Annotated in this window: 24 protein-coding genes; 8 read left to right on the forward strand and 16 right to left on the reverse strand. The window is 64.6% G+C overall.

Annotated features, from left to right (window positions below):
* Window position 1: 1 nt before the first annotated feature.
* The 4 genes from EO245_RS03825 to EO245_RS03840 are packed head-to-tail and all read left to right on the forward strand — an operon-like array spanning window position 2 to window position 2,811.
* A complete protein-coding gene (locus tag EO245_RS03825; RefSeq protein ID WP_128891687.1) occupies window positions 2–976 on the forward strand; it encodes a type II secretion system F family protein in 975 nt (324 codons plus the stop codon).
* Window positions 977–980: 4 nt separating this feature from the next.
* Window positions 981–1,751: a hypothetical protein gene (locus EO245_RS03830; protein WP_128891688.1), complete on the forward strand. Its 771-nt coding sequence runs from the start codon at window positions 981–983 to the stop codon at window positions 1,749–1,751.
* A 46-nt stretch (window positions 1,752–1,797) separates the two neighbouring features.
* Window positions 1,798–2,220, forward strand: coding sequence for a prepilin peptidase (locus tag EO245_RS03835; RefSeq protein WP_128891689.1), 423 nt, complete (start codon window positions 1,798–1,800; stop codon window positions 2,218–2,220).
* Window positions 2,221–2,223: 3 nt separating this feature from the next.
* Complete coding sequence (locus tag EO245_RS03840; protein ID WP_128891690.1) at window positions 2,224–2,811, forward strand: hypothetical protein; 588 nt, start codon at window positions 2,224–2,226, stop codon at window positions 2,809–2,811.
* 3 nt (window positions 2,812–2,814) lie between these two features.
* Here EO245_RS03840 and EO245_RS03845 read toward each other — a convergent pair whose 3' ends face one another.
* Both EO245_RS03845 and EO245_RS03850 read right to left on the reverse strand, forming a co-directional pair.
* Entirely contained in the window at window positions 2,815–3,807 is a 993-nt protein-coding gene (locus EO245_RS03845) for a radical SAM protein (protein ID WP_128893450.1), read from the reverse strand.
* 5 nt (window positions 3,808–3,812) lie between these two features.
* On the reverse strand, window positions 3,813–5,243 hold the full coding sequence (locus tag EO245_RS03850) for an NAD(P)/FAD-dependent oxidoreductase (RefSeq protein WP_128891691.1): 1,431 nt from the start codon (window positions 5,241–5,243) through the stop codon (window positions 3,813–3,815).
* Between the two features lie 112 nt (window positions 5,244–5,355).
* Between EO245_RS03850 and EO245_RS03855 the strand changes: the two genes are divergently transcribed.
* Both EO245_RS03855 and EO245_RS03860 read left to right on the forward strand, forming a co-directional pair.
* Window positions 5,356–6,408, forward strand: coding sequence for a methyltransferase domain-containing protein (locus EO245_RS03855; protein WP_128891692.1), 1,053 nt, complete (start codon window positions 5,356–5,358; stop codon window positions 6,406–6,408).
* Window positions 6,408–7,484, forward strand: a complete 1,077-nt coding sequence (locus EO245_RS03860) for an SDR family oxidoreductase (protein ID WP_234026953.1) — start codon at window positions 6,408–6,410, stop codon at window positions 7,482–7,484. The genes EO245_RS03855 and EO245_RS03860 overlap by 1 nt, the downstream gene beginning before the upstream one ends.
* Here EO245_RS03860 and EO245_RS13490 read toward each other — a convergent pair.
* Both EO245_RS13490 and EO245_RS13495 read right to left on the reverse strand, forming a co-directional pair.
* On the reverse strand, window positions 7,444–8,175 hold the full coding sequence (locus tag EO245_RS13490) for a glycosyltransferase (protein WP_234026954.1): 732 nt from the start codon (window positions 8,173–8,175) through the stop codon (window positions 7,444–7,446). The two genes, EO245_RS03860 and EO245_RS13490, sit on opposite strands and share 41 nt — an antisense overlap.
* Window positions 8,172–8,750, reverse strand: coding sequence for a TIGR04282 family arsenosugar biosynthesis glycosyltransferase (locus EO245_RS13495; protein WP_234026955.1), 579 nt, complete (start codon window positions 8,748–8,750; stop codon window positions 8,172–8,174). Before EO245_RS13495 ends, EO245_RS13490 begins: the two co-directional genes overlap by 4 nt.
* A gap of 53 nt (window positions 8,751–8,803) precedes the next feature.
* Between EO245_RS13495 and EO245_RS03870 the strand changes: the two genes are divergently transcribed.
* The gene (locus EO245_RS03870; RefSeq protein WP_128891694.1) at window positions 8,804–9,592 is read left to right on the forward strand and encodes a sterol desaturase family protein; all 789 of its coding nucleotides are present in this window, start codon (window positions 8,804–8,806) and stop codon (window positions 9,590–9,592) included.
* A 63-nt stretch (window positions 9,593–9,655) separates the two neighbouring features.
* The gene (locus EO245_RS03875) at window positions 9,656–10,642 is read left to right on the forward strand and encodes an endonuclease/exonuclease/phosphatase family protein (protein WP_128891695.1); all 987 of its coding nucleotides are present in this window, start codon (window positions 9,656–9,658) and stop codon (window positions 10,640–10,642) included.
* On the opposite strand, the gene EO245_RS03880 is transcribed toward EO245_RS03875, so the two are convergent.
* From EO245_RS03880 to EO245_RS13535, 12 genes are all read right to left on the reverse strand, one after another.
* Window positions 10,639–11,421 carry an aspartyl/asparaginyl beta-hydroxylase domain-containing protein gene (locus tag EO245_RS03880; RefSeq protein ID WP_128891696.1) on the reverse strand — a complete coding sequence of 261 codons (783 nt, stop codon included), beginning with the start codon at window positions 11,419–11,421 and terminating at the stop codon, window positions 10,639–10,641. The two genes, EO245_RS03875 and EO245_RS03880, sit on opposite strands and share 4 nt — an antisense overlap.
* Before the next feature lie 137 nt (window positions 11,422–11,558).
* A complete protein-coding gene (groL, locus tag EO245_RS03885; protein ID WP_128891697.1) occupies window positions 11,559–13,199 on the reverse strand; it encodes a chaperonin GroEL in 1,641 nt (546 codons plus the stop codon).
* Between the two features lie 53 nt (window positions 13,200–13,252).
* Entirely contained in the window at window positions 13,253–13,540 is a 288-nt protein-coding gene (gene groES / locus EO245_RS03890; RefSeq protein ID WP_128891698.1) for a co-chaperone GroES, read from the reverse strand.
* A 153-nt stretch (window positions 13,541–13,693) separates the two neighbouring features.
* Window positions 13,694–15,055 (reverse strand): MATE family efflux transporter, encoded by a 1,362-nt coding sequence (locus EO245_RS03895; RefSeq protein ID WP_234026956.1) that lies wholly within the window; start codon window positions 15,053–15,055, stop codon window positions 13,694–13,696.
* A gap of 145 nt (window positions 15,056–15,200) precedes the next feature.
* Entirely contained in the window at window positions 15,201–17,723 is a 2,523-nt protein-coding gene (locus EO245_RS03900; protein WP_128891700.1) for a DUF305 domain-containing protein, read from the reverse strand.
* A 187-nt stretch (window positions 17,724–17,910) separates the two neighbouring features.
* The gene (gene rplL, locus EO245_RS03905) at window positions 17,911–18,288 is read right to left on the reverse strand and encodes a 50S ribosomal protein L7/L12 (RefSeq protein ID WP_128891701.1); all 378 of its coding nucleotides are present in this window, start codon (window positions 18,286–18,288) and stop codon (window positions 17,911–17,913) included.
* A gap of 75 nt (window positions 18,289–18,363) precedes the next feature.
* Complete coding sequence (rplJ, locus tag EO245_RS03910; protein ID WP_128891702.1) at window positions 18,364–18,879, reverse strand: 50S ribosomal protein L10; 516 nt, start codon at window positions 18,877–18,879, stop codon at window positions 18,364–18,366.
* A gap of 282 nt (window positions 18,880–19,161) precedes the next feature.
* Window positions 19,162–19,875 carry a hypothetical protein gene (locus EO245_RS03915; RefSeq protein WP_128891703.1) on the reverse strand — a complete coding sequence of 238 codons (714 nt, stop codon included), beginning with the start codon at window positions 19,873–19,875 and terminating at the stop codon, window positions 19,162–19,164.
* Between the two features lie 118 nt (window positions 19,876–19,993).
* Entirely contained in the window at window positions 19,994–20,236 is a 243-nt protein-coding gene (locus EO245_RS03920) for a hypothetical protein (RefSeq protein ID WP_128891704.1), read from the reverse strand.
* 95 nt (window positions 20,237–20,331) lie between these two features.
* Window positions 20,332–20,577, reverse strand: a complete 246-nt coding sequence (locus EO245_RS03925) for a helix-turn-helix transcriptional regulator (RefSeq protein ID WP_128891705.1) — start codon at window positions 20,575–20,577, stop codon at window positions 20,332–20,334.
* Window positions 20,577–21,125, reverse strand: a complete 549-nt coding sequence (locus EO245_RS03930; protein ID WP_128891706.1) for a DUF2975 domain-containing protein — start codon at window positions 21,123–21,125, stop codon at window positions 20,577–20,579. The genes EO245_RS03925 and EO245_RS03930 overlap by 1 nt, the downstream gene beginning before the upstream one ends.
* Before the next feature lie 32 nt (window positions 21,126–21,157).
* Complete coding sequence (locus EO245_RS13535) at window positions 21,158–21,283, reverse strand: hypothetical protein (protein WP_255416951.1); 126 nt, start codon at window positions 21,281–21,283, stop codon at window positions 21,158–21,160.
* Between the last annotated feature and the right edge of the window lie 131 nt (window positions 21,284–21,414).

Genomic DNA, 21,414 nt, shown 5'->3' on the forward strand with positions numbered 1-21,414 from the left:
CATGATCGACCTTTTTGCCAACAGTCCTGTCGCCCGCATTACCCTGCTGATCGCCCTGTTTGCGGTCGTCGTGTTTCTTGCTTTCGTCGGCCTCAATGCGATTGCCCAACGGCGCACGGTGCGTGCGGGGTTGAAGGAGATCAGCACGACCGAAACGCAGGAAAGCTCGACCGCCAGCCTGAGGGCGCGCGAACGCGAGACCGCTTGGAGCCAGCTTGCCAAGATGATCGAATCGAGCGGGCTCAACCTGACCGACACGAAGGACCAGCGACTGCGCGAGAAGATGGTGCAGGCGGGCTACACCTCGCCTTCGGCCCCGCGCATCTTCACCCTGGTGCGCCTGCTGATGATTTTCCTGCTGCCGGGCATCTATCTCCTGATCGTGCTGACCCGGCCGGACCCCCCGGGCTTCCTGACGATCTACATCGTCGGGTCGATCCTGGGTCTCATGGGCCTCTACCTGCCGAACCTCTTCATCACCGCGAAGGCCGACCGCCGGCGCGAGCAAATCGTCAACGGCTTTCCCGACTGCCTCGACCTGATGCTGGTATGTATCGAAGCGGGTCTCGGTATCGAGGCGGCGATGGACCGGGTGGGCCGCGAAATGGTCCGCTCGCACCCGCTGGTGTCCAAGCTGATCCAGGTCACCGTTCTCCAGCTTCGCGCAGGTGCGACGCGCGAGGAGGCATTCCGCAAGCTGGCCGACATGGCCAGCGTCGATGAAATCCGCTCGTTCTCGACCCTGCTGATCCAGTCGGACAAGCTGGGTACGAGCATTGCGAGCACGCTGCGGACCTACGCGGCGGAAATGCGCGAGAAGCGCCGTATGCGGGCCGAAGAGAAGGCGCACCGGCTGCCGGTGCTGATCTCGATCCCGCTCGTCGTCTTCATGCTGCCGACCATGATCGGCGTCATGATGCTGCCGGCGAGCATTCGCATGGTCCGTGAGATTTTCCCAATGATGATAGGGGGGTAAAGCCATGAACAGGACAGTTACCGCAACGCTTCTGATCGGCTCGGCACTGGCGATGGCAGGCTGCGCGTCTCCGTTCGGCAAGACCGAACGCTATGCGCGCGCCACTACGGCAGATCTCGAGCAGGCCGACTTCTCGAGCTATTTCGCGCAGCGCCTGAACGACGGGAAACTCCACCTGCGAGCTGGCCAGCTGAGCCATGCGATTACCGCCTTCCGCCAGGCCGCGGTCGATGCCCGCTACAAGGGCGAAGCGCTCAACGGCATGGCGATCGCGTATGACAAGCTCGGCCGCCATGACCTTTCGCGTCGCTATTTCGGCGAAGCGATCGCCGCTGCGCCCGAGGACATGCGTTTCCAGCGCAATTTCGCCCGCTTCGAAGGCCGCGCCATGCGCCGCGCACAGCTGCGCGACGAGCGTGTAGAGCTCGCGGCGCGCGAAGCGACCAAGGTCGACGAGATGGTGCCCGAAGTGGCCGCCGCGCTCGACCAGCTGCGTCCCGATGCCGCCGTCCGGATCGCGCCGACGCGCAGCCGGATCGAGCGTGTCTCGCGCGGCGAGGTGCAGATCCGCACCTCGACTTCGGGCGCGAACGATCGCCCGACCGTCGCCGTGCCGCGCCGCGCCGTGGTCGAGCGTCCGGATGTCGTCCACGTCGCAAGCCGCAAGGACGACGGGAAATACCCGCTCGTCTTCAACGTGACGCGCGAGATGGATAAGCCGAACCAGCGCGCCTATCCGCTGCGTATCTCGATGAACGCGAAGAACGGTGATTGACCCCCAGCTCCTGCTGGGTCCCGCCGCTGTCTGTTTCGCGTCCTGCATGATCGCAGGCGCAGTTTTGGACATTCGCGACCGGCGCATACCCAACTGGCTCTCCGGCATCACGCTGGTGCTCGGCCTCGTGTTCGGCGTACTGAGTTCGGAGTGGCTTATTGCCGCTGGGCACCTTGGCCATGCGGTTATCGCGCTGCTTGTCGGCATGGGGCTCTTCGCGCTCGGCATGTGGGGCGGGGGAGATGGCAAGTTCTATGCCGCGACTGCCGCGTGGTTTCCGCTGCTCGACGTCTTCCAGCTGGTCTTCTCGATCTCGCTTGCAGGCCTTGCGGTGGTGCTAGGCTGGCTCGGCTGGCGGCGCATGCGCGGCATGAAAGCGAGCAAGTACGACGATGCCGGCGTCCCCTATGGCGTTGCGATCGCAGCGGGCGGCGCAGTCCTGTTCTTCTGGCGCGCGGGGCTCGGATAAGTCATGATGCCCGAGATGGTCCTGCGATATGTCAGCCTGGCCGTCCTTCTGGGCCTTACCCTGCTGCGCTCCGACGGCGGCGCGCCTGTAGGCGAAAACGGTTGGGCCGATCGGGCCGACGCGAATTACGTCGTACGCTTCGAGATGCCGAGTGCATCGCCGGCCAGTGCCGAGGAAATCGTCGAACTCACCCTTTCGGACCCCTACGTGCCGCCGGCTTCCGAAGCTGCGGAAACGCAGCGGTTGAATGTGCCGAGCCGCCGGGAAAGCGTGGCTTCCGCCTTCGCGGCGCCTGCTCCGCAAGAGGAGATCGCGGGGGTCCTGCCGGTCGATTTCGATCTCGCCCAGCCGAAGCAGACCGGCGCGAAAACGCGCATCACCTATCGCGGCAAGACCAAGGAAACGCCGATCAAGGTGACCAATGGCGGCGAAGTACTCGTCGCGCCGGAAGAGCTCGCTGAAATCGTCGGCAAGGAAAAGACCGCCGAGCTCGGCGAGGATGCAGTGACCTTCGACAAGCTGCGCGATGCGGGATATGCGGTGCGCTACGACCCGGTCGGCGACCAGGTCACCATTACCGATCCGTCCTGAGGTTTACGCCGAACAGCTGGCCCCGCCGAGCACACAGAAACGCGCGCAATGCGGGTGGTTGAGCGCGATCTCGCCGGACGCTTCTTCCAGCGTTGCGCCCATGTCGAAGCCCTCGTCGTAAGGAATGAGCGTGCAGGCCGCGACGCGCGGCGCGTCCTCGCCCTTGCGGTGAACGACCATGCGGCTGGTGGCGCACATGATCTCGGCGGGAGACTTGCCGAGGATCGACCAGCAATCGGTCGTGATTTCGGCAATGTCCTTGGTCTCGTCCATTTCGGGGAACAGGACGAGGCGCATCGGGTCGTGCGCATCGATACGGATCGAATGCTCTGCGAACAGCTGCGCATAGCCGCCGCGCGCGTCTTCCATCCCTTCGCCGGGCAGTAGCCGCCCCGCAACCGCGATGGAAAAGCCGTTGTCCGACAGCCATTTGAGGCCCGACAGGCCCGGCCCCCAGCTGTTCGGTCCGCGTTCGCCTTCGTGCCCGGCCTGCGTGTGGTGGTCGAGGCTGACGCGAATGGTCAGGCGCTCGCCAAACCGCTCGCGCAGGGCGAGCAGCGCGGCTTCGTGGCGCCGCATCGGCTTCATAGCGTTGGACAGCACCAGTGCCTCGAACCCGCGTGCGAGCGTGTCTTCCAGCATCGCGAGGAACTGCGGGTTCATGAACGGCTCGCCGCCGGTAAAGCCGATCTCGCGCGTGCCGATCGCCTGCGCTTCGTCGAGGAAGCGCGCGACGTCCTGTGCGCCGATATAGACCAGCGCATCGTTGGTCGGACTGCTCTCGATATAGCAGGTCGCGCAGGCGAGATTGCACAGCGTGCCTGTGTTGAACCACAGCGTCTCGAGCTTGGTCAGCGGCACGCTCGCCCGGCGCTCGCCCTTGGCAGTCCACTGCGGGTCGGAGAATTTCGCCTGCGGCAAGGCTTCGCCCTCGACCCGGAAGGGAGATGGGCCGGTCGGCGCATTGCGCGATTTTGTTCGGGCGGCGGAGGCCATGTCGGTCAAGCGAAGGTCCTGCGAAGTTTCGCCACCAGTGCCGCATATTTCTTCGGCAGGCTACCGAAGACGGTCGGCTCCCACGCGGCGAAGGCGGCGGCCTTCGAGATTTCGCTGCGGGTCGGATAGCTGATGATTGCACTGCCGAGCGCGAAGGTGCTGCTCTTGCCGGTGATGGTCTGGGTGAAGGGTAGCAGCAGTTCGCCTGCATTCTTGCCGACGATGCTGACGCCGAGCACCTTCTTGCCCTTCAGCACCATTTTCATGTGCCCGCGGGTCGCGTCCTCGGCGATGGCGCGCTCGTTGTGGTCGAAGCCTTCCTTCACCACCGTCACCGCATCGCCATGCTTCTCGCGCGCCTCTTTCTCGGTCAGGCCGATCTGGGCGACTTCCGGCTCGGTATAGGTACACCAGGGCAGGGCGGAGTAATCGACTTTCGTCGGAATGCCGGTGACGATCTCGAGCGCCACGTTGGAGCCTTCGTAGCCCGAGGCATGGGTCAGCCGCGGCCCTTCGCGGCAATCGCCGATGGCGTAGATCGACTTGATCGAACTGCGGCGGCGCTTGTCGGTCCTGATGCCGTTTTCACCCAGCTCGATGCCGAGTTCCTCCAGCCCGAAGCCCGCGACATTGGCCTTGCGCCCGACCGCCACCAGCAGGTGCGAGCCGGACAATTCCTCGGTGCCGCCATCGGTGAGGTCGACACGGACCTGCAGCGCGCCGGCGCTGCTGGACACCTTGCCCGCCTTGCCGTCGACGAAGCGCACGCCTTCCTCTTCCATCACCTCGCGCACGACGGCGACCGATTCCGGGTCGTCGCGGCCCATCAGCGGTCCCGGGTTGACGACCGTCACTTCTCTGCCGAGGCGGCGGAAGGCTTGCGCCATTTCCATCCCGATGACCCCGCCGCCGATAATGACCAGGTGTTCGGGCTGTTCGGTGAGGTCGAACAGGTTCTCGTTGGTGAGATAGGGCACGCCATCCAGCCCCTCGATCGGCGGGACGAAGGGTTTCGAGCCGGTCGCGACAACGATGCGCGGTGCGGTCAGCGTGCGGCCCGCGACTTCGACCGAATGCTTGCCGGTCACGCGCGCCCAGTCCTGGATCACCTCGACGCCCATCTCCTCGAAGCGTTCGGGGCTGTCGTGCGGATAGATATGCGCGATCGCATCGTGGATGTGCTTGTGGACGCCTGCCCACTCGACCTTCGGTTCGGCGAGGGTCACACCGTGCCGGGTCGCGGTCCGCGCTTCGGCCGCGCGCTTGGCGGCGGTGATCAATGCCTTGGACGGCACGCAGCCGTTGTTGAGGCATTCGCCGCCCATCTTGTGGCCTTCGATCAGCGCGGCCTTCAGCCCGAACAGCGCGACACCGCCCGCTGCGGTCAGGCCGGCAGCGCCGCCGCCTATCACGATAACGTCATGGGTGAATTTCATTGTTCCCCTCACGTAACCTTATATGGCTTCGAGACGAAGCGGTTATTGGGGCGGTTATTGGGCGCAACGCCGATCATGGCCCTCCATTCGGAGCCGGGGGACTGGAAGTTACATGAATATCGAAAACAGCCGGGACTATTACGGCAAGGTCCTGCAAGGATCGGACGACCTCAAGACCGACGCCTGCTGCACGCTTGAAGCTCCTCCGCCGGAAATCATGGCCGCCATGCGCAATGTCCACGAGGACGTGCGAGCGCGCTACTATGGCTGCGGCCTCGTCGCCCCGCAGGCGATCGAGGGGTGCCACATCCTCGACCTCGGTTCGGGCAGCGGGCAGGATGCCTATATCCTCGCACAGCTGGTCGGCGAGAACGGCAGCGTCACCGGCGTCGACACGACGCCCGAACAGCTCGCCGTCGCAAACCAGCACCTCGAATGGCACCGCGAGAAATTCGGCTATGCGAAATCGAATGTCGCCTTCGTCGAGGGCGATATCGAACAGCTCGACGCGCTCGGCCTGCCCGAGGGGCATTTCGACGTCATCGTGTCGAACTGCGTCATCAACCTCGTCGCCGACAAGCAGGCGGTATTTGCCGCTGCATACAAGCTGCTGAAGCCGGGCGGCGAGATGTATTTCTCCGATGTCTATGCCGATCGCCGGGTGCCAGCGCAGTTGCAGGCGGACCCGGTGCTGCATGGTGAATGCCTGTCCGGCGCGCTCTACTGGGGCGACTTCATCGCGCAGGCGAAGGCTGCCGGTTTCGCCGACCCGCGGCTCGTTACCAGCCGCCCGCTCGGCATCGGCGATCCGGCGGTGGCTGAAAAGCTCGACGGCATCGCCTTCTATTCGGCGACCTATCGCCTGTTCAAACTCGACCTCGAGATGCAGTGCGAGGATTATGGCCAGGCGGTGCGCTACAAGGGCAGCGTGCCGGGGCAGGAGCGGGTCTTCGAGCTCGACGGCCACCACCATATCGAGCGCGGGCGCATGTTCCCGATCTGCGGCAACAGCTGGAAGATGCTCGCCGGCACGCGCTTTGCCGAACACTTCGAGTTCTTCGGCGACTTCTCGACCCATTACGGCGTTTTTTCCGATTGCGGCATCGCCGTTCCCTTCGGGGCGGGCGAAGGCTCGACCCCCGATACGCCGGCCGCCTGCTGCTGATGCGGATACTGGTGACGGGTGCCGCCGGGCTGGTCGGCGGGGAGGTTTGCGCGCGGCTGGTCGCGGCGGGGCATAGCGTTACCGCGCTGGTCCACCGCAACCGCGACATCTGCGCGAATGACAATTCACCGGTAGCGGTCGCGCACATCCTCTCCGGCGATGTATCGCAGGACCGTTTCGGCTGGGAGGAAGCCGAGTTCGCGCGAGTTGCGGAGAGCCACGACCTGCTGATCCACTGCGCGGCTACCGTCCGCTTCGACCTCGAGGAGGATGACTACCGCGCGGTCAATGTCGGCGGCACGGCCAATGCGCTGGCGCTCGCGAAAGCAGGGGGGATGCGCTTCCTCCATGTCAGCACGGCCTATGTCTGCGGCACGCGCGATGGAGTGATCCGCGAAGGCGACCCGCTTCCCGAGAGCGGCTTTGCCAATGGCTACGAGGCGAGCAAGGCTGCGGGCGAGCGGCTGGTGAAGAGGAGCGGTCTCGACTGGGCCATCGCGCGCCCTTCGATCGTCGTCGGCGAACATGCGAGCGGCGCGATCCGCCAGTTCGACACGACCTATGCAGCCTTCAAGCTGATCGCAGAAGGCCGCGTGCGACACATGCCCGCGCGTAAAGGTGCGACGCTCGACTTCGTGCCGATCGATCATGTCGCTGGGGGTATAGTTGCGATTGCAGAGAGAATGGACGCGGCGACGGCGGACTCACCCTCCCGGGACGGCAGTTCCGGCGTCTACCACCTCGTCTCGGGCCAGCCGCTGCCGGTGGAACGGTTTACGGGTGCAATCGGCGCCTACCCGCAATTCCACGAACCCGATCTGGTCGCACCGGAAGATTTCGACCCGGCGCAGCTGCCGGCTCTCGAACGCCGCCTGTTCCGCCGCGTGGCAGGGCTCTACGCGAGCTATTTCCAGCGCGACCCGCATTTCGACGATGCCGGCTTCCGCGCGCTGACCGGCAGGTCGTGTCCGGAGACGGGCGAGGCCTATATCCGGCGGCTCATCGACCACTGCATCGCGGTCGGTTTCCTGCCTGCTAGCGAATGTGCGGATAGTGCTCTGACAGGCGCGACCTAGCGCCGACGGCCCAGAGAATGCCGACCTTGAAGTAGATCCAGTTCGCCTTGAGCGGACCCCAGGCGGCGATCCTGCGGTCGCTCGTCTCGACCACGCGGCGCACCATGCGGATCTTGCCGAGGCGCGCGAATTTCACGCACAGGTCGGCCTCTTCCATGATCGCATCGCCCGGGGTGCAGCCGCCGATTTCGCGGAACTGCTCGCGCCGGAAGAACATCGCGTGATCGCCGAACAGCAGCCGCACGCCGCGCACGAACAGGTGCGGGCGCGTGATGAGCGGCGCGTACCAGGTCTTGATGAAATTGTGCGCGCTGGTGACCCAGCGAGTCTTGTGCTCACCGCGGATGAGCGGGGTGAAACTGGCGAGCGCGATCCGCTCGTCCGCCAGCGTCTCGCGGATGACGCTCACCATATCGCGCGGCGGCTTGGTATCGGCGTGGAGCACCACGACGAGTGGGGCGCTCGCAACCTCGACGCCGGTGTTGATCTGGTGCCCGCGCCCGGCTTCCGTCCCGATGAGGTGCCAACCAACCTCGCGCACGAGGTCGCAGGTGCGGTCGCGGCTGCCGCCATCGACCACGATCACCTCGGCAGGGGGCGGGTCGAATGCGGCGATGGTTTCGCGCAAGGCGGGCAGCGCCTTTTCCTCGTCGAGCACGGGAATGACGATGGCGACGCCGGGTGCGCTCACGGCAGGAAGTCCGGCCAGTCCTCGAGATCGGCTGCGGTATCGATGTCCGACAGCTCGGGCAGGACGGCGGCGCGCATGCCCCTTCGCACGAAACGGCGAACCGTCTCCTCGAAGACGCGCTCGGTGCTCCACGGCATGTCCTTGAAAGCGAAGCCCGCATCGCTGTTGAAGCCGAGCAGGTAATAGCCACCGTCGCGCGCCGGGCCGATCACCATCTCTTCCTTGGCGAGCGTGTCGTGCGCAGCCCACAGCAATTGCGGGGTGAGGCCGGGGCAGTCGCTGCCGATGACGATGGCGGGTGCCTCGACGCGCGCAAGCTTGTCCGACAGGTCGCCGTCGCCCTGGTCGACCACGGTCAGATCTTCGCCGAGCCCGGATTTGAAGGCATCGGGATGCGCGCCGGTCACGCGAAGCTCGAACGGGATGCCGCTCGCCCGCGCAACGCCGACGGTATGGGCGAGCAGGCGGGAGTAGATCGCCGCCGCCCCCTCTTCGCCGAACTCCGGGATCAGGCGGGTCTTCGCCTTGCCGGGTTCGGGCCAGCGGGCGAAGATCGAGAGCGTGGGGCCATGCATCGCGCCTGCCGTAACGGCTCGACGAAAGGCTGGCCATAGGGCATGGGCGGGCAATGTCTCGCGGCAAGACCCTTTTCGCGATTGCAGCCGGCGCCGCCGTGGTCGGGCTGATGATCGCCGAGCGCAAGCGGCCGCTCCGCCAGCAGACCCAGCCCGACATCACGCGCAACCTGCGCAATTTCGCAATGGGCGCAAGCTGCGCGGTCATCGTCTCGGCAATCGAGGAACCGCTGTGCCAGCGCATCGCGGCGAAGAACCTCTCCGAGCGGCGCGGCTTCGCACAATGGATGCCGAAACCGCTTCGCGTCCTCGCCGGCGTGGCAGCGATGGATTACGGTTTCTACCTGTGGCACGTCGCGACGCACAAGGTGCCGTTCCTGTGGCGTTTCCACCGGGTCCACCATATCGACCGCGACATGGACATGAGCACCGCGGTGCGGTTCCATTTCATCGACATGCTGGTCTCGCTGCCGTGGCGCCTGGTGCAGGTCCGCCTGTCGGGTGTGAGCCCGAAATCGATGCGCCTCTGGCGCAATTTCTTCAACGCCTCGATCCTGTTCCACCATTCGAACCTGCGCTTGCCCGACGGGATGGACGAAACGCTCTCGCTCGTCCTGACGACGCCGAAGATGCACGGCATCCACCACTCGAAGCGGGTCGAGGAGATGGACAGCAACTGGACCAGCGGCCTCAGCTTCTGGGACCGGCTCCACGGCACCTTCCGCAGCAGCCCGCCGCCCGAAGCGATCGATATCGGCGTCGACGACATCCATGCCGACATGGACGTGGTGTTCACCCGCAGCCTCGTCGCCCCGTTCGAGGACCAGCCCGAGCGGCGCTAGGCAAATTTCGGAACCCTCTGCCCTCGCGCTCGTCATAGCGGGTGAGGCAATCGGGGACTTCGAGTGAACTTTCGCAAAATTCTTTTCGGACTGGTTTTCGGGCTGCTCGCTCTCATGCTGGTCGCGAGCCTCGTCTCGCTGATCGACACCAATCGCGGGATCGTGCGCATGCTCGATTTCGTGCGCGAGCCGATGATCTACCTTGCGGTCCTGCTCGGCGTCGTGGCGATATTCGCCGTCGCGGGCCGGCGGATCATTGCCGCCGGGCTGGCAGTGCTGGTGATCGGCATCAACCTGTGGCGCATCTGGCCCTACACCGTGTTCGCTCCGACGCAGGTTCCCTTGCCCGACGATGTCGACGGCATGAGCTGCGCGAGCGTGCTCGCCTTCAACGTGCTCCAGCCGAACGATCGCTACGATGAAACCGCCGCGCTGATCGAGCGGGTCGATCCCGACATCCTGCTATTAATGGAAACCAACGAGACGTGGCTCGCCAAGCTCGAGCCGCAGCTTTCCGCCTATCCCCACCGCGTCGACATGCCGCTCGACAACAAATACGGCATGGCCTTCGCCACCCGCCTGCCGGTCGAGAAGGCCCGCATGGTCGCGAATACCTCGGCCGACACGCCGACGCTTTATGCGACCTTGCAGATGGAAGACGGCGCGCGCTTCGAAGTCATTGGCCTGCACCCGCGCCCGCCACTGCCGGGCGAAAGCACGGCCAAGCGCGATGCCAATATCGCCAGGGCCGGGCGCGAGACGCCCGACAGCCTGCCGAACGTGCTGGCGATCGGCGATTTCAACGACGTTCCGTGGTCGCGCACGACCCAGAATTTCGTCCATGAAGGCGGCTATCTCGATCCGCGCGCCGGTCGCGGGAGCTTCGCGACCTTCCCTGCTGACTATGTCTTCGTCGGCTGGCCGCTCGACCAGATCTTCATCAAGGAAGGCGTTCGCGTCGAAAGTTTCGAAATCGGCGAGGATGTCGGCTCGGACCACCTGCCGCTCATCGCGCGGGTGTGCGTCGATCCGGCGAGCGGTGGCAGCTAGCTTCCGATCGCCTTGCGCACATCGCCGACGAAGCGGGAATTGCGCACTGCGTGATAGATCATCCGTGTCGCGATGCGGCCGGGCAGCTTCATGTCGCGCTGGACCTGCAGCATGAGCAGCACGCGCGGCTCGCTCGTCTCGTTCCAGACTTCGTGGCGATAGGTTTCGTCGAACACCAGCCATTCGCCCTCGCGCCAGCGATGGATTTGACCGTCGATCGCGATTTCGCAGCGTCCCGGTGTCGTCGGCAGCATGATCGGCAGGTGGCAGTTGAGCCATGACTTGGTGAGGCCGCGATGGAGCGGGACATGCGTGCCCGGCTCCATGATCGAGAGGAAGGCGACGATCACGCCGGGGATCGAGGCAACCAGCTCGCTCGTGCGCGGGCAGCGCGCCTCGTTCTCGGCAGCGTGATAGCCGTAGCCCTGGAAGAAGAAGCTCTTCCACGCCGGTGTCGAGGCGATACGGCGGTGGTCGGGCGAAATCTTGCCGAAAGGCGGGATTTGCGCGCGCTCGCGGATCAGCGGCTCGATCTCTGCGCGTATCTCGCGCCAGTGCGGGGCAACTTCCGCGAGGCCGGGGACCAGTGCCGGATCGATGACCGGATCATCGCCGATGCGCGACTGGCGGGCGAGGAAGCGGTTGACCGGATCGCGCAGGCGTTTGCCGAAAGCGACGAGCCCTTTCTGGCTCGGCCGCACATAACGCTCGCCGGGTGGCGCCTGGCCCGCGCCACTTTCCGTACGAGCGACCCCTTGCTCGTCCGATTCCCTTAGCATGGGGGCAAGGATACATCGCTCGGTGCGAAGGGATTGGCAGGAATCGACAGGCTGCCCAGTAGTGCTGGCAAAACGAAAAAGGCCCGGCGGATCGCTCCGCCGGGCCCCTTTTTCTCGGTGTCGGATGACGCCTGGGCTTAGAAGCCCATGCCGCCGCCCATGCCGCCCATGTCGGGCATTGCCGGGGCCGGCTTGTCGTCCGGCTTCTCGACGATCGCGGCTTCCGTCGTGATCAGCAGGCCGGCAACCGAAGCTGCGTCCTGCAGTGCGGTGCGCACGACCTTGGTCGGGTCGATGACGCCGGCAGCCACGAGGTTTTCGTAGGTGTCGGTCGCGGCGTTGAAGCCGAGGGTTTCGTCATTCGCGTCCATCAGCTTGCCTGCGACGACGGCGCCGTCGTGGCCTGCGTTGCTGGCGATCTGGCGAACCGGAGCCTGCAGCGCACGGCGGACGATGTCGATGCCGCGGGTCTGGTCGTCGTTCGCGCCTTCGAGGCCGTCGAGCGTCTTGGTCGCGTAGAGCAGCGCGGTACCGCCGCCCGGGACGATGCCTTCTTCGACGGCTGCACGGGTTGCGTGCAGGGCGTCGTCGACGCGGTCCTTGCGTTCCTTCACTTCGACTTCGGTCGCACCGCCGACCTTGATCACGGCAACGCCGCCAGCGAGCTTGGCCAGGCGTTCCTGCAGCTTCTCGCGGTCGTAGTCGGACGAGGTGTTGTCGATCTGCGTGCGGATTTCACCGACGCGAGCCTTGATGTCGGCTTCGTCACCGGCACCGTCGACGATCGTGGTGTTGTCCTTGTCGATGGTGACGCGCTTGGCCTGGCCGAGCATGCCGAGCGTGACGTTCTCGAGCTTGATGCCGAGGTCTTCGCTGACCATCTCGCCCTTGGTGAGGATCGCGATGTCCTGCAGCATGGCCTTGCGGCGATCGCCGAAGCCCGGAGCCTTGACCGCAGCAACCTTGAGGCCACCGCGCAGCTTGTTCACGACGAGGGTCGCGAGCGCTTCGCCTTCGATGTCTTCCGCGATGATCAGCAGCGGACGGCCCGACTGGACGGCCGCTTCGAGCACCGGCAGCATCGACTGCAGGTTCGACAGCTTCTTCTCGTGGATCAGGATGTACGGGTTTTCGAGTTCGACCGTCATCTTGTCCGGGTTGGTGATGAAGTAGGGCGACAGGTAGCCGCGGTCGAACTGCATGCCTTCGACGGTTTCGAGTTCGAATTCGAGACCCTTGCTCTCGTCGACGGTGATCACGCCTTCCTTGCCGACCTTTTCCATGGCTTCGGCGATCTTCTCGCCGACTTCACGGTCGCCATTGGCCGAAATCACGCCGACCTGGGCGATTTCTTCCGAGCCGGAAACGTCCTTCGAACGGCCCTTGAGATCGGCGACGATCTTTTCGACCGCGAGGTCGATGCCGCGCTTGAGGTCCATCGGGTTCATGCCGGCAGCAACCGACTTCATGCCTTCGTTGACGATCGCCTGCGCCAGGACGGTCGCAGTGGTCGTGCCGTCACCGGCGGCGTCGTTCGCCTTCGATGCGACTTCCTTGATCATCTGCGCGCCCATGTTCTCGAACTTGTCCTTCAGTTCGATTTCCTTGGCGACGGTGACGCCGTCCTTGGTGATGCGCGGTGCGCCGAAGCTCTTGTCGATGACGACGTTGCGACCCTTCGGGCCGAGCGTCACCTTCACGGCGTTTGCGAGCGTATCGACGCCCTTGAGGATGCCTTCGCGCGCGTCGCGCGAGAATTTCACGTCCTTGGCAGCCATTGGTGTTTCTCCTGGAATTCTTCGTTGTGTTGGAATGCGGTGCGATCAGCGGATCAGGAAATGATCCCCATGATGTCGCTTTCCTTCATGATCAGCAGGTCTTCGCCGTCGATCTTGACTTCGGTGCCCGACCACTTGCCGAACAGGACGCGGTCGCCTGCCTTCACGTCGAGGGCGATACGGTCGCCATCGTCGTCGCGGGCGCCTTCACCGACGGCGACGACTTCGCCTTCGCTCGGCTTTTCCTGGGCGCTGTCGGGAATGATGATGCCGCCAGCGGTCTTCTGGTCGGCTTCGATGCGACGAACCAGAACGCGGTCGTGCAGCGGACGAAATGCCATGTGTCTGACCTTTCTCGTAAGAGTGGTGAAAACTGTCGTTGGCACTCACACGGATAGAGTGCCAGCGCAGGCGCATATGTGTATGCGGCTCACGCGAGTCAACGGGGGTTCGGACAAAAAAGTTGCGGCGTTTTCGCCGAGGCGTGGCGCAGCCTAGGCGGCTCGCAGCGGGCGGTTGGTCAGTCCCAGCCGGTCGCGCCGGTACCAGCGCCATGTAAGCAGGATCGCGGCGAAGAAAAGGCCCGTGGCAAGGCCGATCCACACGCCCACGCCTTCGAGCGGGGTGGCAAAGCCCAACACCAACGCAACGCCGATCCCGGGCACCCAGTAGCTGAAGGCGGCGATCCACATCGGCACGCGCGTATCCTGCAGTCCGCGCAGCGCACCGGCTGCGACCGCCTGCATCCCGTCGAACAGCTGGAAGGCTGCGGCGATGACAAGGTATTTGAGCGCGAAGCCGACCAGCACGGCGTTCTTCGCATCCCACGGATCGAGATAGATCGCGAGCAGCGGCATGGGCGCAAGGATCATCGCGCTGGCGGTCAGCGCCATGAAGCCGGTGCCGAGCGCGATGCCCGTCCAGCCTGCCCGAGCCATCCCTTCAGGATCGCGCGCGCCGTAGAAATAGCCGACCCGGATCGTCGCCGCCTGTCCGACGCCGAAAGGCACCTGGAAAGCGAGCGCGGCGATCTGCAGCGCGACCGTATGCGCGGCGAGCTGGGCGGTGCCGATATTGCCCATCAGGAAAGCGGCAGCACCGAAGATGCCCGCCTCTGCCGTGATGGTCAGCGCGATTGGCGTGCCGATGCGGATCACCTGCCAGAAGCGGTTCCAGTCCGCCGACCACCAGCGCCCGAAAATGCGGTAGCGATGCAGCCCCTTGGTCAGCCGGATGGCGAGGACATAGGCGAGCACGACCATGATCGAAGTGATGATCGTCGCAACCGCCGCACCGCGCAGGCCCAGTTCCGGCGCGCCGAAATTGCCGAAGATGAAGGCGTAGTTCGCAAACCCATTGATCAGGATGCCGAGCCCGGTGATCGCCGTCGCGAAGACCGGGCGGCCGAGCGCCGAGACATAGCTGCGCAGCACATTCGCGATCAGCATCGGGATCATCGAGAAGACGAGGATCACGTTGTAGCTCGTCGCGAGGCCGATGATCGTTTCCTGCTGGCCGGTCGCGCGCATGATCGGGCCGAGCAGCAGGCACAGCCCCATCCCTGCGATGCCGGCGATGATCGAGAGCCACAGCGCCATGCGCGTCGCGCGGCGCACCGGGCGCAGAGCAGGGCCCCGCTCGCCCAGTTCGGCGGCGATGACGGGTGCGACCGCCCCGGTCAGGCCGGACAGCGCCCACATGACGAGGCCGAACAGCGCGACCGCGATGGCCGATGCGGCGAGCGGTTCCTCGCCGAGGCGCGCGATAAACATGACGTCGATCGCGTAGGTGAGCATCTGCAGGAGATTGGCGAGCGCCAGCGGCCAGGACAGCCGAAGCGTGGCTCCCAGTTCCATGCGCCAACCGTTTGCGGCGGCTTTCGAGGCTTGCTCAATATCCATGGCAGCCGGCCCGGATAGGCGCGTGCCGGGCTGCCGGGAAGGGGCGGGGGGTCAAGTCGCGGCGCTTTGTCGGGCGCCGCGACTATCGGGCAACAGCCGGTCAGCCGCCGAGCTGAGCGTCCTGCAGGCGGCCGACGAGGTCGGCGAGCATGCGTTCCTTGGCGCTGTCGCCGAGCGAACCGGCAGCGCGGGCGAGGGCCTGCATCGCAGCCGGCGCCGGAGCGCTGGAGTTGTCGCGCAGTTCCTCGAGCCCGCTACGCAGGCCTTCGGGTGCAGTGAAGCCGTCGCGGCGCTCGAGCTGGTCGAGATAGGCGAGGGCGACGACCGGGGAATCCTCCCAGGTGACCGGATACTGCTGCTGCGGGTTGAAGGTCTCGCCCTGGCTCGCAAGCTTGGCGGCGGCAATCTCGTTCTCGGTCAGGAATTCGCCCGGCGCGAGTTCGAGCACGTCGAGGCCGCGGGCGATCTCGGTGCCGTAGATGCGGCCGTTGTACCAGTAGACCGACCAGAAGCCGCCCATCGCCATCTGGTCGGCATTCACCGGACCGCGGTCGAAATAGGCGATTTCATAGGGCTTGTCGCTGTCGGTGAAGTCCATCAGCGAGATGCCGCCCTGGTACCATGCCTGGACGAAGATATCGCGGCCCGGAACCGGCACGAGCGAGCCGTTGTGCGCGACGCAGTTTTCCATCTCGCCCTGCGCGGCGGGCAGCTTGTAGAGGCTGCGCGCTTCGAGCTGGCCGTCGACGATGTCGTAGATCGCGTCGGCGCCCCAGTCGCGCGGGTCGTAGGTCTTGCAGCGCGGACGGCCACCGCCGCCCCACTCGTCGGTGAAGACGACCTTGGTCCCGTCGTTGTTGAAGGTCGCCGAGTGCCAGTAGGCGAAGCCCTTGTCGGTCACGTCGTCGATGCGCTTGGGCGCGCGCGGGTCGGAGATGTCGAGCACGATGCCGTTGCCCGAGCATGCGCCCGCCGCGATCGCCTTTGACGGGAAGATGGTGATGTCGTGGCACTGGTCGGTCGTCGCGGTGCGCTGCGTGCCTTCCCCGTGGTCGCCGCCGCCCCACAGGCCGTCGATCTTGTCGCCATCGGCGAAGACGCGCGGGGAATCGATGATGCGCGAAGCAGCCGGATTGGCCTTCGGGATCTCGATCACGTCGATGCTGAAGAGCGCGGAACCCTTGTCGCCGCTGCCGAAGATCGAGCAGCCGGCCAGCTCTTCCTCGTCACGCACGCGCGAAGTGCCCGAGTTGTAGACGAGGATGGTGTCGGCATCTTCCGCCACCACCGAATGGGTGTGCGAGCCGCGGCAGGTCTGCACCTGGCCGACCTGGACCGGTGCGCGCAGGTTGGAAATGTCGAAGATGCGCAGGCCGCGGAAGCGTTCTTCGCTGACATCCTCGTCGATCCCGCCAAGGCCGCAGTCGACCCGGCCGCGGGTCTGTTCGACCGACATGATCAGCAGGTCGCCGACGATCGAGACGTCGCCCTGGCCGCCCGGGCAGACGACCGAGCTGACGAGCGAGGGCAGCTTGTCGCCCGATATGTCGTAGATGTTGAAGCCGTGGTAATTGCCGACCACCAGCGTGTCGCCGGTGAAGGCCATGTCGGTGTTGGCGAAGTTCAGCAGCGGCGAACGCTCGCTAAAGGCGGTCTTGCGGTCCTGCGCAGGATCGCGGCCTTCCTCGTCATCGTCCTTCGCGGCTTCCTCGATCGCCTTCATCGCCATGCGCAGCGCGGCCATCGCCTCGTCGGTCGGGTCCTTTTCGCCCTCGTCCCCGGATGCTTCCGTGGTCTCGGTCGGCTTGCGCTCGATCGGGCTCTTGGCCGCGGCTTCGAGACGCAGGCCCGCCGGGTTTTCCGGATCGAAGAAGCCTGCCGGCTTGGGCAGCGTGCCGACGAGGGTGAGGCCCTTGATCGCCTGTTCGGCATCCATGAAGCCTGCCTTGAGCGTGGTGCGCGGATCGTCCGAAAGACCTTCGAGCAGCTCGTTCATCCGGTCGATCTCGGCCCGCTGGTCGGAGCGGACATCGGTGGTGAAGCGGTAGAGAACCGGATCGTAGGCCGCGCCTTCGGACCCGAACAGCGCCTCCACCATGTCGAGCGCGCCCTGGTGGTGCGCCATCATCAGCGTGAGGAACAGGCGGTCGAACTCGGTGCCTGATGCAGCCGCGAGCTGCGCCATCTGCTCCGGCGTCGCCATGCCCTTCATGCCTTCGTGCATTGCGCCCATCGAATGGCCCATGCGTGCATGCGCAGCCGGGTCGGGCGCGGTCTGGCCACGCTCGCGCAGCCAGCCCTGCATGAAGGCGATCTCGTCGTCCTGTCCGGCGGAAATGCGCCCGGCGATCGCGACGATGTCGGGATTGTTGGTGCGGTCTTCGACCAGCTCGACCATCTGCACCGCCTGGAAGTGGTGCGGGATCATGCCCTGCATGAAATCGACGTCGGCCTGGGTATAGCGCGCCGCGACCACCTTGATCGCGTCTTCGGCGCCGATCTGGCGGCTTTGCTGCCCGGGCGCGCCCGGCTGGACGATCGGTGCGTCCTGCGCGGCGGCGGGCGCTGCGGCGAGCAGCGATGCGGTTGCAACGGTTGCGAGAAGGCGAGTCTTTGCCAGCATGAAATCAGTCCCCTGAAGAAATCAGGCGGACTTGCTGGCCGATTGCGCATCCAATGTGAAGCGCATTCGTGGGCCGGAATATGTCGGTCGTCGATTTGGGCGCGCTGGCCCAAACGAAAAAGGGCGGCACCTTGCGGCACCGCCCTTGTCGGATCTCGAAAACGAGATCGAAGCGTAAGCGAAAAGCTTACTTCAGTTCGACGGTACCGCCGGCTGCTTCGATCTTGCCCTTGATTTCTTCGGCTTCTGCCTTGTTGACGCCTTCCTTCAGCGGCTTCGGCGCACCTTCGACGAGAGCCTTCGCTTCGCCGAGGCCGAGACCGGTGATGGCGCGGACTTCCTTGATCACCTGGATCTTCTTGCCACCGTCGCCGGTGAGAATGACGTCGAATTCGTCCTTCTCTTCAGCAGCAGCAGCGTCGCCGCCAGCAGCCGGAGCGCCTGCAACTGCAACAGCAGCAGCAGCGGAAACGCCCCACTCTTCTTCAAGTGCCTTGGCAAGCTCAGCGGCTTCCAGGACGGTCAGCTTCGAAAGTTCTTCAACAAGCTTGGCGATATCGGCCATGATGTTTCACTCCAAAATAATCGGCGGGGCGGATTAGGTTTGCCCCAATGAATTCGTGCGTTTGCTTGGAACCGCTTACGCCGCTTCCTTGGCGCCCTGGGCACCGAAGACGCGGGCGAGCTTGGCGGCGGGTGCATTGACGACCTGGGCGATCTTCGTCGCCGGGGCGTTGATGAGACCCACCAGCTTGCCACGCAGCTCGTCGAGGCTCGGCATCGAGGCGAGTGCCTTGACCCCTGCTTCGTCGAGCATCTGGCCGCCCATCGAACCGCCGACAATTTCAAGCTTGTCGTTGGTCTTGGCGAATTCCACCGCAGCCTTGGCCGCTGCTACCGGATCTTCCGAATAGGCAAGAGCGGTCGGGCCGGTGAGGTATTCCTCGAGGCCCTCGTACTGGGTGTCCTTCAGGGCGAGCGTAGCAAGGCGGTTCTTCGCAACCTTGTAGGACGCACCGGCTTCACGCATCTTCCCGCGCAGTTCGGTGGACTGTGCCACCGACAGGCCGAGGTTGCGGGTGACAACCACCACGCCGACCTCGTTGAAGACCGCATTGAGCTGGGCGACCGCTTCGGTTTTCTGCGAACGATCCATGCCATACTCCTTCACTATGACCGCACCCGGATGGCTCCGCGCACGGCCGGCTCATGTTTGTCCATGCCTCTGGTAGAGACACGGGCGAGTCCGTTGATGGGGAAGGAGGAACGCGAAGCATCGCGCCGGATGCAGGAGGCCCGTGGGCGCGCCTGCGAGAATCTCTTTTCCCCGTCTAGGCTGGAAATTAAGAAGGCCAGATCGCCTTCACCAACTGTCTCGGACGGATGACCCTTGGGCAAAAGCCGCCGGGTCGGGGCGCGCAAATAGCCGGATTCGCGCTCAAGTCAAGCTTTCGGGCGGGTCCTTGCGCGTTGCAACGACCCAGCTCGAAGCGGCAACCAGCGCGGCGAGCCAGCCGACCACCAGCGAATCCACTGCCAGCATCGCCCACTTGATCGCCTCGCCGGGCACGAAGACCGCACCGACGCCGAGCGCGTAGTGGACGATCATGAGCGGCAAGGATGCAATGATGCTGAAGGCGATTGCCCACGGGATTTGGCGCCACATCTGCGCTGCACTCTCCTGCGGGCTGATGAAGATGCCGAGCGGCGCGGCAGCGATAAAGCGCGCGAGCAGCGGGGTCGCGATGAAGCCCGCGACCGCGAGGACGAGGGCACCGGTGCTCATGCCCTCGAAAACGAACAGGCCGAGATAGCTGAAACCCGCCTGCAGGACGAAGATCACGGCGAACAGCTTGACGGCGCGCGGTTCGAGCGTCCGGGCGGCAGCTGCATCGCGGTTGCCGGCAAGGAAGCGGATCACGCTGTAGCCGATGAGCGAAATGGCAAGCGTTTTCGCATAGCCCGCGATCATCCGGCCGGGGTCGCTTTCCGCCGCCCGCATGCCTTCCGTGCCCGTGTACATGCCGGCCTGCATTTCGACGTAGTGCTGGACGAATTCGACCGCGATCGGGATGAGTGCGATCAACGGGCAGGCGAGCAGGAATGCCCAGCTCTCGCGATGCACATATTTGAAACCCTGCCAGAAATTCATGATTTGCGACCCCCTTTGAGTGAGGGCGCGCGATGAGAAATCCAGAGCCGGAATGCAAGAAGCCCCGCGATCCGAGTTGTGGATCGCGGGGCTTCGAAGTCCGGAATATCCGGTTGGATTACATGCCGTCGGCCTGGTCTTCCAGAGCGTCGGCCTGCTCTTCGAGAGCAGCTTCCTGCGCTTCGTTGCCAGCGTCTTCGGCAGCGTCGGCCTGCTCTTCGAGCAGTTCAGCCTGCTCGTCAATCACTTCGCCGGCAGCTTCGGTAGCTTCAGCTTCGACGTCCTGGGCTTCTTCAGCCGGAGTGTCGCAAGCAGCGATGGCGAAAGCGAGCGGCAGGGCCGCGATTGCAAACTTCTTCATTTAGGTTTCCCCTTGAACTGTGCCGGGCAAAGATTGCCCCGACCGCGCTACCAATGCGCGACCGGGGCAACGGTTCCAAGAAGAAATCCGGAAAATTAGATAGACGGTTCAGTTTCGTAGGCGAGCAGGTCGCCCGGCTGACAGTCCAGTTCCCGGCAGATCGCTTCGAGGGTCGAAAAGCGGATCGCCTTTGCTTTCCCTGTCTTGAGGATCGAGAGGTTGGCGAGGGTCAGGCCGACACGCTCTGCCAGTTCGGTCAGCGTCATGCGGCGTTCGTGGAGCAGGTCGTCGAGCTTGACCATGATGCGGGTTCCTTCTGCGCTGGTGGTTGCAGGTGCCATCACACGGTTCCTTCCAGGTCTTCGCGCATCGCGGCGCCGTGGCGGAACACGCGGGCGAGGATGAACAGGACGATGACCATCAGGATGCCCGTGAGGTCGAGGCCGGCATCGACGGTGACATTCTCGTTTTCGATCTTGTCCGCCCACTTGGCGAGGAACAGGCCCAGTCCGGCGAGCGGGACCATCAGCACCTGCAGCGCGAGCAGCAGCCATGCCATCATGCTGAGGCGGTCGGCATTGATCGGTGCGAAGGGATCGCCTTCACCCACGGTCGAGATGATCGCGCGCAGCTTGCCGAAGAACACGAAGACGATCGAGACCGCGACGATCGCGAGCAGGGACAGTCCGACGACTGCCAAGACGGGAAACTCCCCGACCTTGGAGCCCACTTCGGCCTGGATTTCCGCATCGATCTTGTCCTGTGCGAACAGCATCACGGGAATGAGGATTGCCAGGACGACTGCGGCAATCGCCATCGCGCCCTGCATGAAAATGGTGATGACCTTGCCGGCGAGGAGCAGCGGGTCGTTGATCTGGAACTTGCTCATGGATTGGCCCCTTGTTGATCGGGTGCGGGCGGTCAGGCCAGCACCGGCATCGCGGTTGCAGCCTGCGCGGCCGGGACGGTGATGACCGGCGCCCAGGTGGCGATGACGATGAAAACGGCCGCGAAGGCAGCGACGGTCTGGTTGGCAAAACGTGACATTTATCGATCTCCTTTAATCTCAATATCGATAATCAATAAGTGCGATTCGGCATATTGTCAATCGATAATATCGAAAAACGATATTTCGTTGATTGAAAGGCGATAATCGGCGGATCGGCGCAGGCGCATTG

Origin of the sequence: Erythrobacter sp. HKB08, assembly GCF_004114695.1 — a bacterium.
Lineage (GTDB): Bacteria > Pseudomonadota > Alphaproteobacteria > Sphingomonadales > Sphingomonadaceae > Parerythrobacter_A.

What these genes read in the sequence shown, in the direction of transcription:
- rplL (WP_128891701.1), bottom strand. Translation starts at nt 18,288, where the DNA reads ATGGCCGATATCGCCAAGCTTGTTGAAGAACTTTCGAAGCTGACCGTC.
- EO245_RS03860 (WP_234026953.1), top strand. Translation starts at nt 6,408, where the DNA reads ATGCGGATACTGGTGACGGGTGCCGCCGGGCTGGTCGGCGGGGAGGTT.
- EO245_RS03845 (WP_128893450.1), bottom strand. Translation starts at nt 3,807, where the DNA reads ATGGCCTCCGCCGCCCGAACAAAATCGCGCAATGCGCCGACCGGCCCA.
- EO245_RS13535 (WP_255416951.1), bottom strand. Translation starts at nt 21,283, where the DNA reads ATGTCACGTTTTGCCAACCAGACCGTCGCTGCCTTCGCGGCCGTTTTC.
- EO245_RS03930 (WP_128891706.1), bottom strand. Translation starts at nt 21,125, where the DNA reads ATGAGCAAGTTCCAGATCAACGACCCGCTGCTCCTCGCCGGCAAGGTC.
- EO245_RS03925 (WP_128891705.1), bottom strand. Translation starts at nt 20,577, where the DNA reads ATGGCACCTGCAACCACCAGCGCAGAAGGAACCCGCATCATGGTCAAG.
- EO245_RS03895 (WP_234026956.1), bottom strand. Translation starts at nt 15,055, where the DNA reads ATGGAACTGGGAGCCACGCTTCGGCTGTCCTGGCCGCTGGCGCTCGCC.
- groES (WP_128891698.1), bottom strand. Translation starts at nt 13,540, where the DNA reads ATGGCATTTCGTCCGCTGCACGACCGCGTTCTGGTTCGTCGCATCGAA.
- EO245_RS03825 (WP_128891687.1), top strand. Translation starts at nt 2, where the DNA reads ATGATCGACCTTTTTGCCAACAGTCCTGTCGCCCGCATTACCCTGCTG.
- EO245_RS03915 (WP_128891703.1), bottom strand. Translation starts at nt 19,875, where the DNA reads ATGAATTTCTGGCAGGGTTTCAAATATGTGCATCGCGAGAGCTGGGCA.
- rplJ (WP_128891702.1), bottom strand. Translation starts at nt 18,879, where the DNA reads ATGGATCGTTCGCAGAAAACCGAAGCGGTCGCCCAGCTCAATGCGGTC.
- EO245_RS03850 (WP_128891691.1), bottom strand. Translation starts at nt 5,243, where the DNA reads ATGAAATTCACCCATGACGTTATCGTGATAGGCGGCGGCGCTGCCGGC.
- EO245_RS03840 (WP_128891690.1), top strand. Translation starts at nt 2,224, where the DNA reads ATGATGCCCGAGATGGTCCTGCGATATGTCAGCCTGGCCGTCCTTCTG.
- EO245_RS03830 (WP_128891688.1), top strand. Translation starts at nt 981, where the DNA reads ATGAACAGGACAGTTACCGCAACGCTTCTGATCGGCTCGGCACTGGCG.
- EO245_RS13495 (WP_234026955.1), bottom strand. Translation starts at nt 8,750, where the DNA reads ATGCATGGCCCCACGCTCTCGATCTTCGCCCGCTGGCCCGAACCCGGC.
- EO245_RS03870 (WP_128891694.1), top strand. Translation starts at nt 8,804, where the DNA reads ATGTCTCGCGGCAAGACCCTTTTCGCGATTGCAGCCGGCGCCGCCGTG.
- EO245_RS03880 (WP_128891696.1), bottom strand. Translation starts at nt 11,421, where the DNA reads ATGCTAAGGGAATCGGACGAGCAAGGGGTCGCTCGTACGGAAAGTGGC.
- EO245_RS03855 (WP_128891692.1), top strand. Translation starts at nt 5,356, where the DNA reads ATGAATATCGAAAACAGCCGGGACTATTACGGCAAGGTCCTGCAAGGA.
- EO245_RS03920 (WP_128891704.1), bottom strand. Translation starts at nt 20,236, where the DNA reads ATGAAGAAGTTTGCAATCGCGGCCCTGCCGCTCGCTTTCGCCATCGCT.
- groL (WP_128891697.1), bottom strand. Translation starts at nt 13,199, where the DNA reads ATGGCTGCCAAGGACGTGAAATTCTCGCGCGACGCGCGCGAAGGCATC.
- EO245_RS03900 (WP_128891700.1), bottom strand. Translation starts at nt 17,723, where the DNA reads ATGCTGGCAAAGACTCGCCTTCTCGCAACCGTTGCAACCGCATCGCTG.
- EO245_RS03835 (WP_128891689.1), top strand. Translation starts at nt 1,798, where the DNA reads ATGATCGCAGGCGCAGTTTTGGACATTCGCGACCGGCGCATACCCAAC.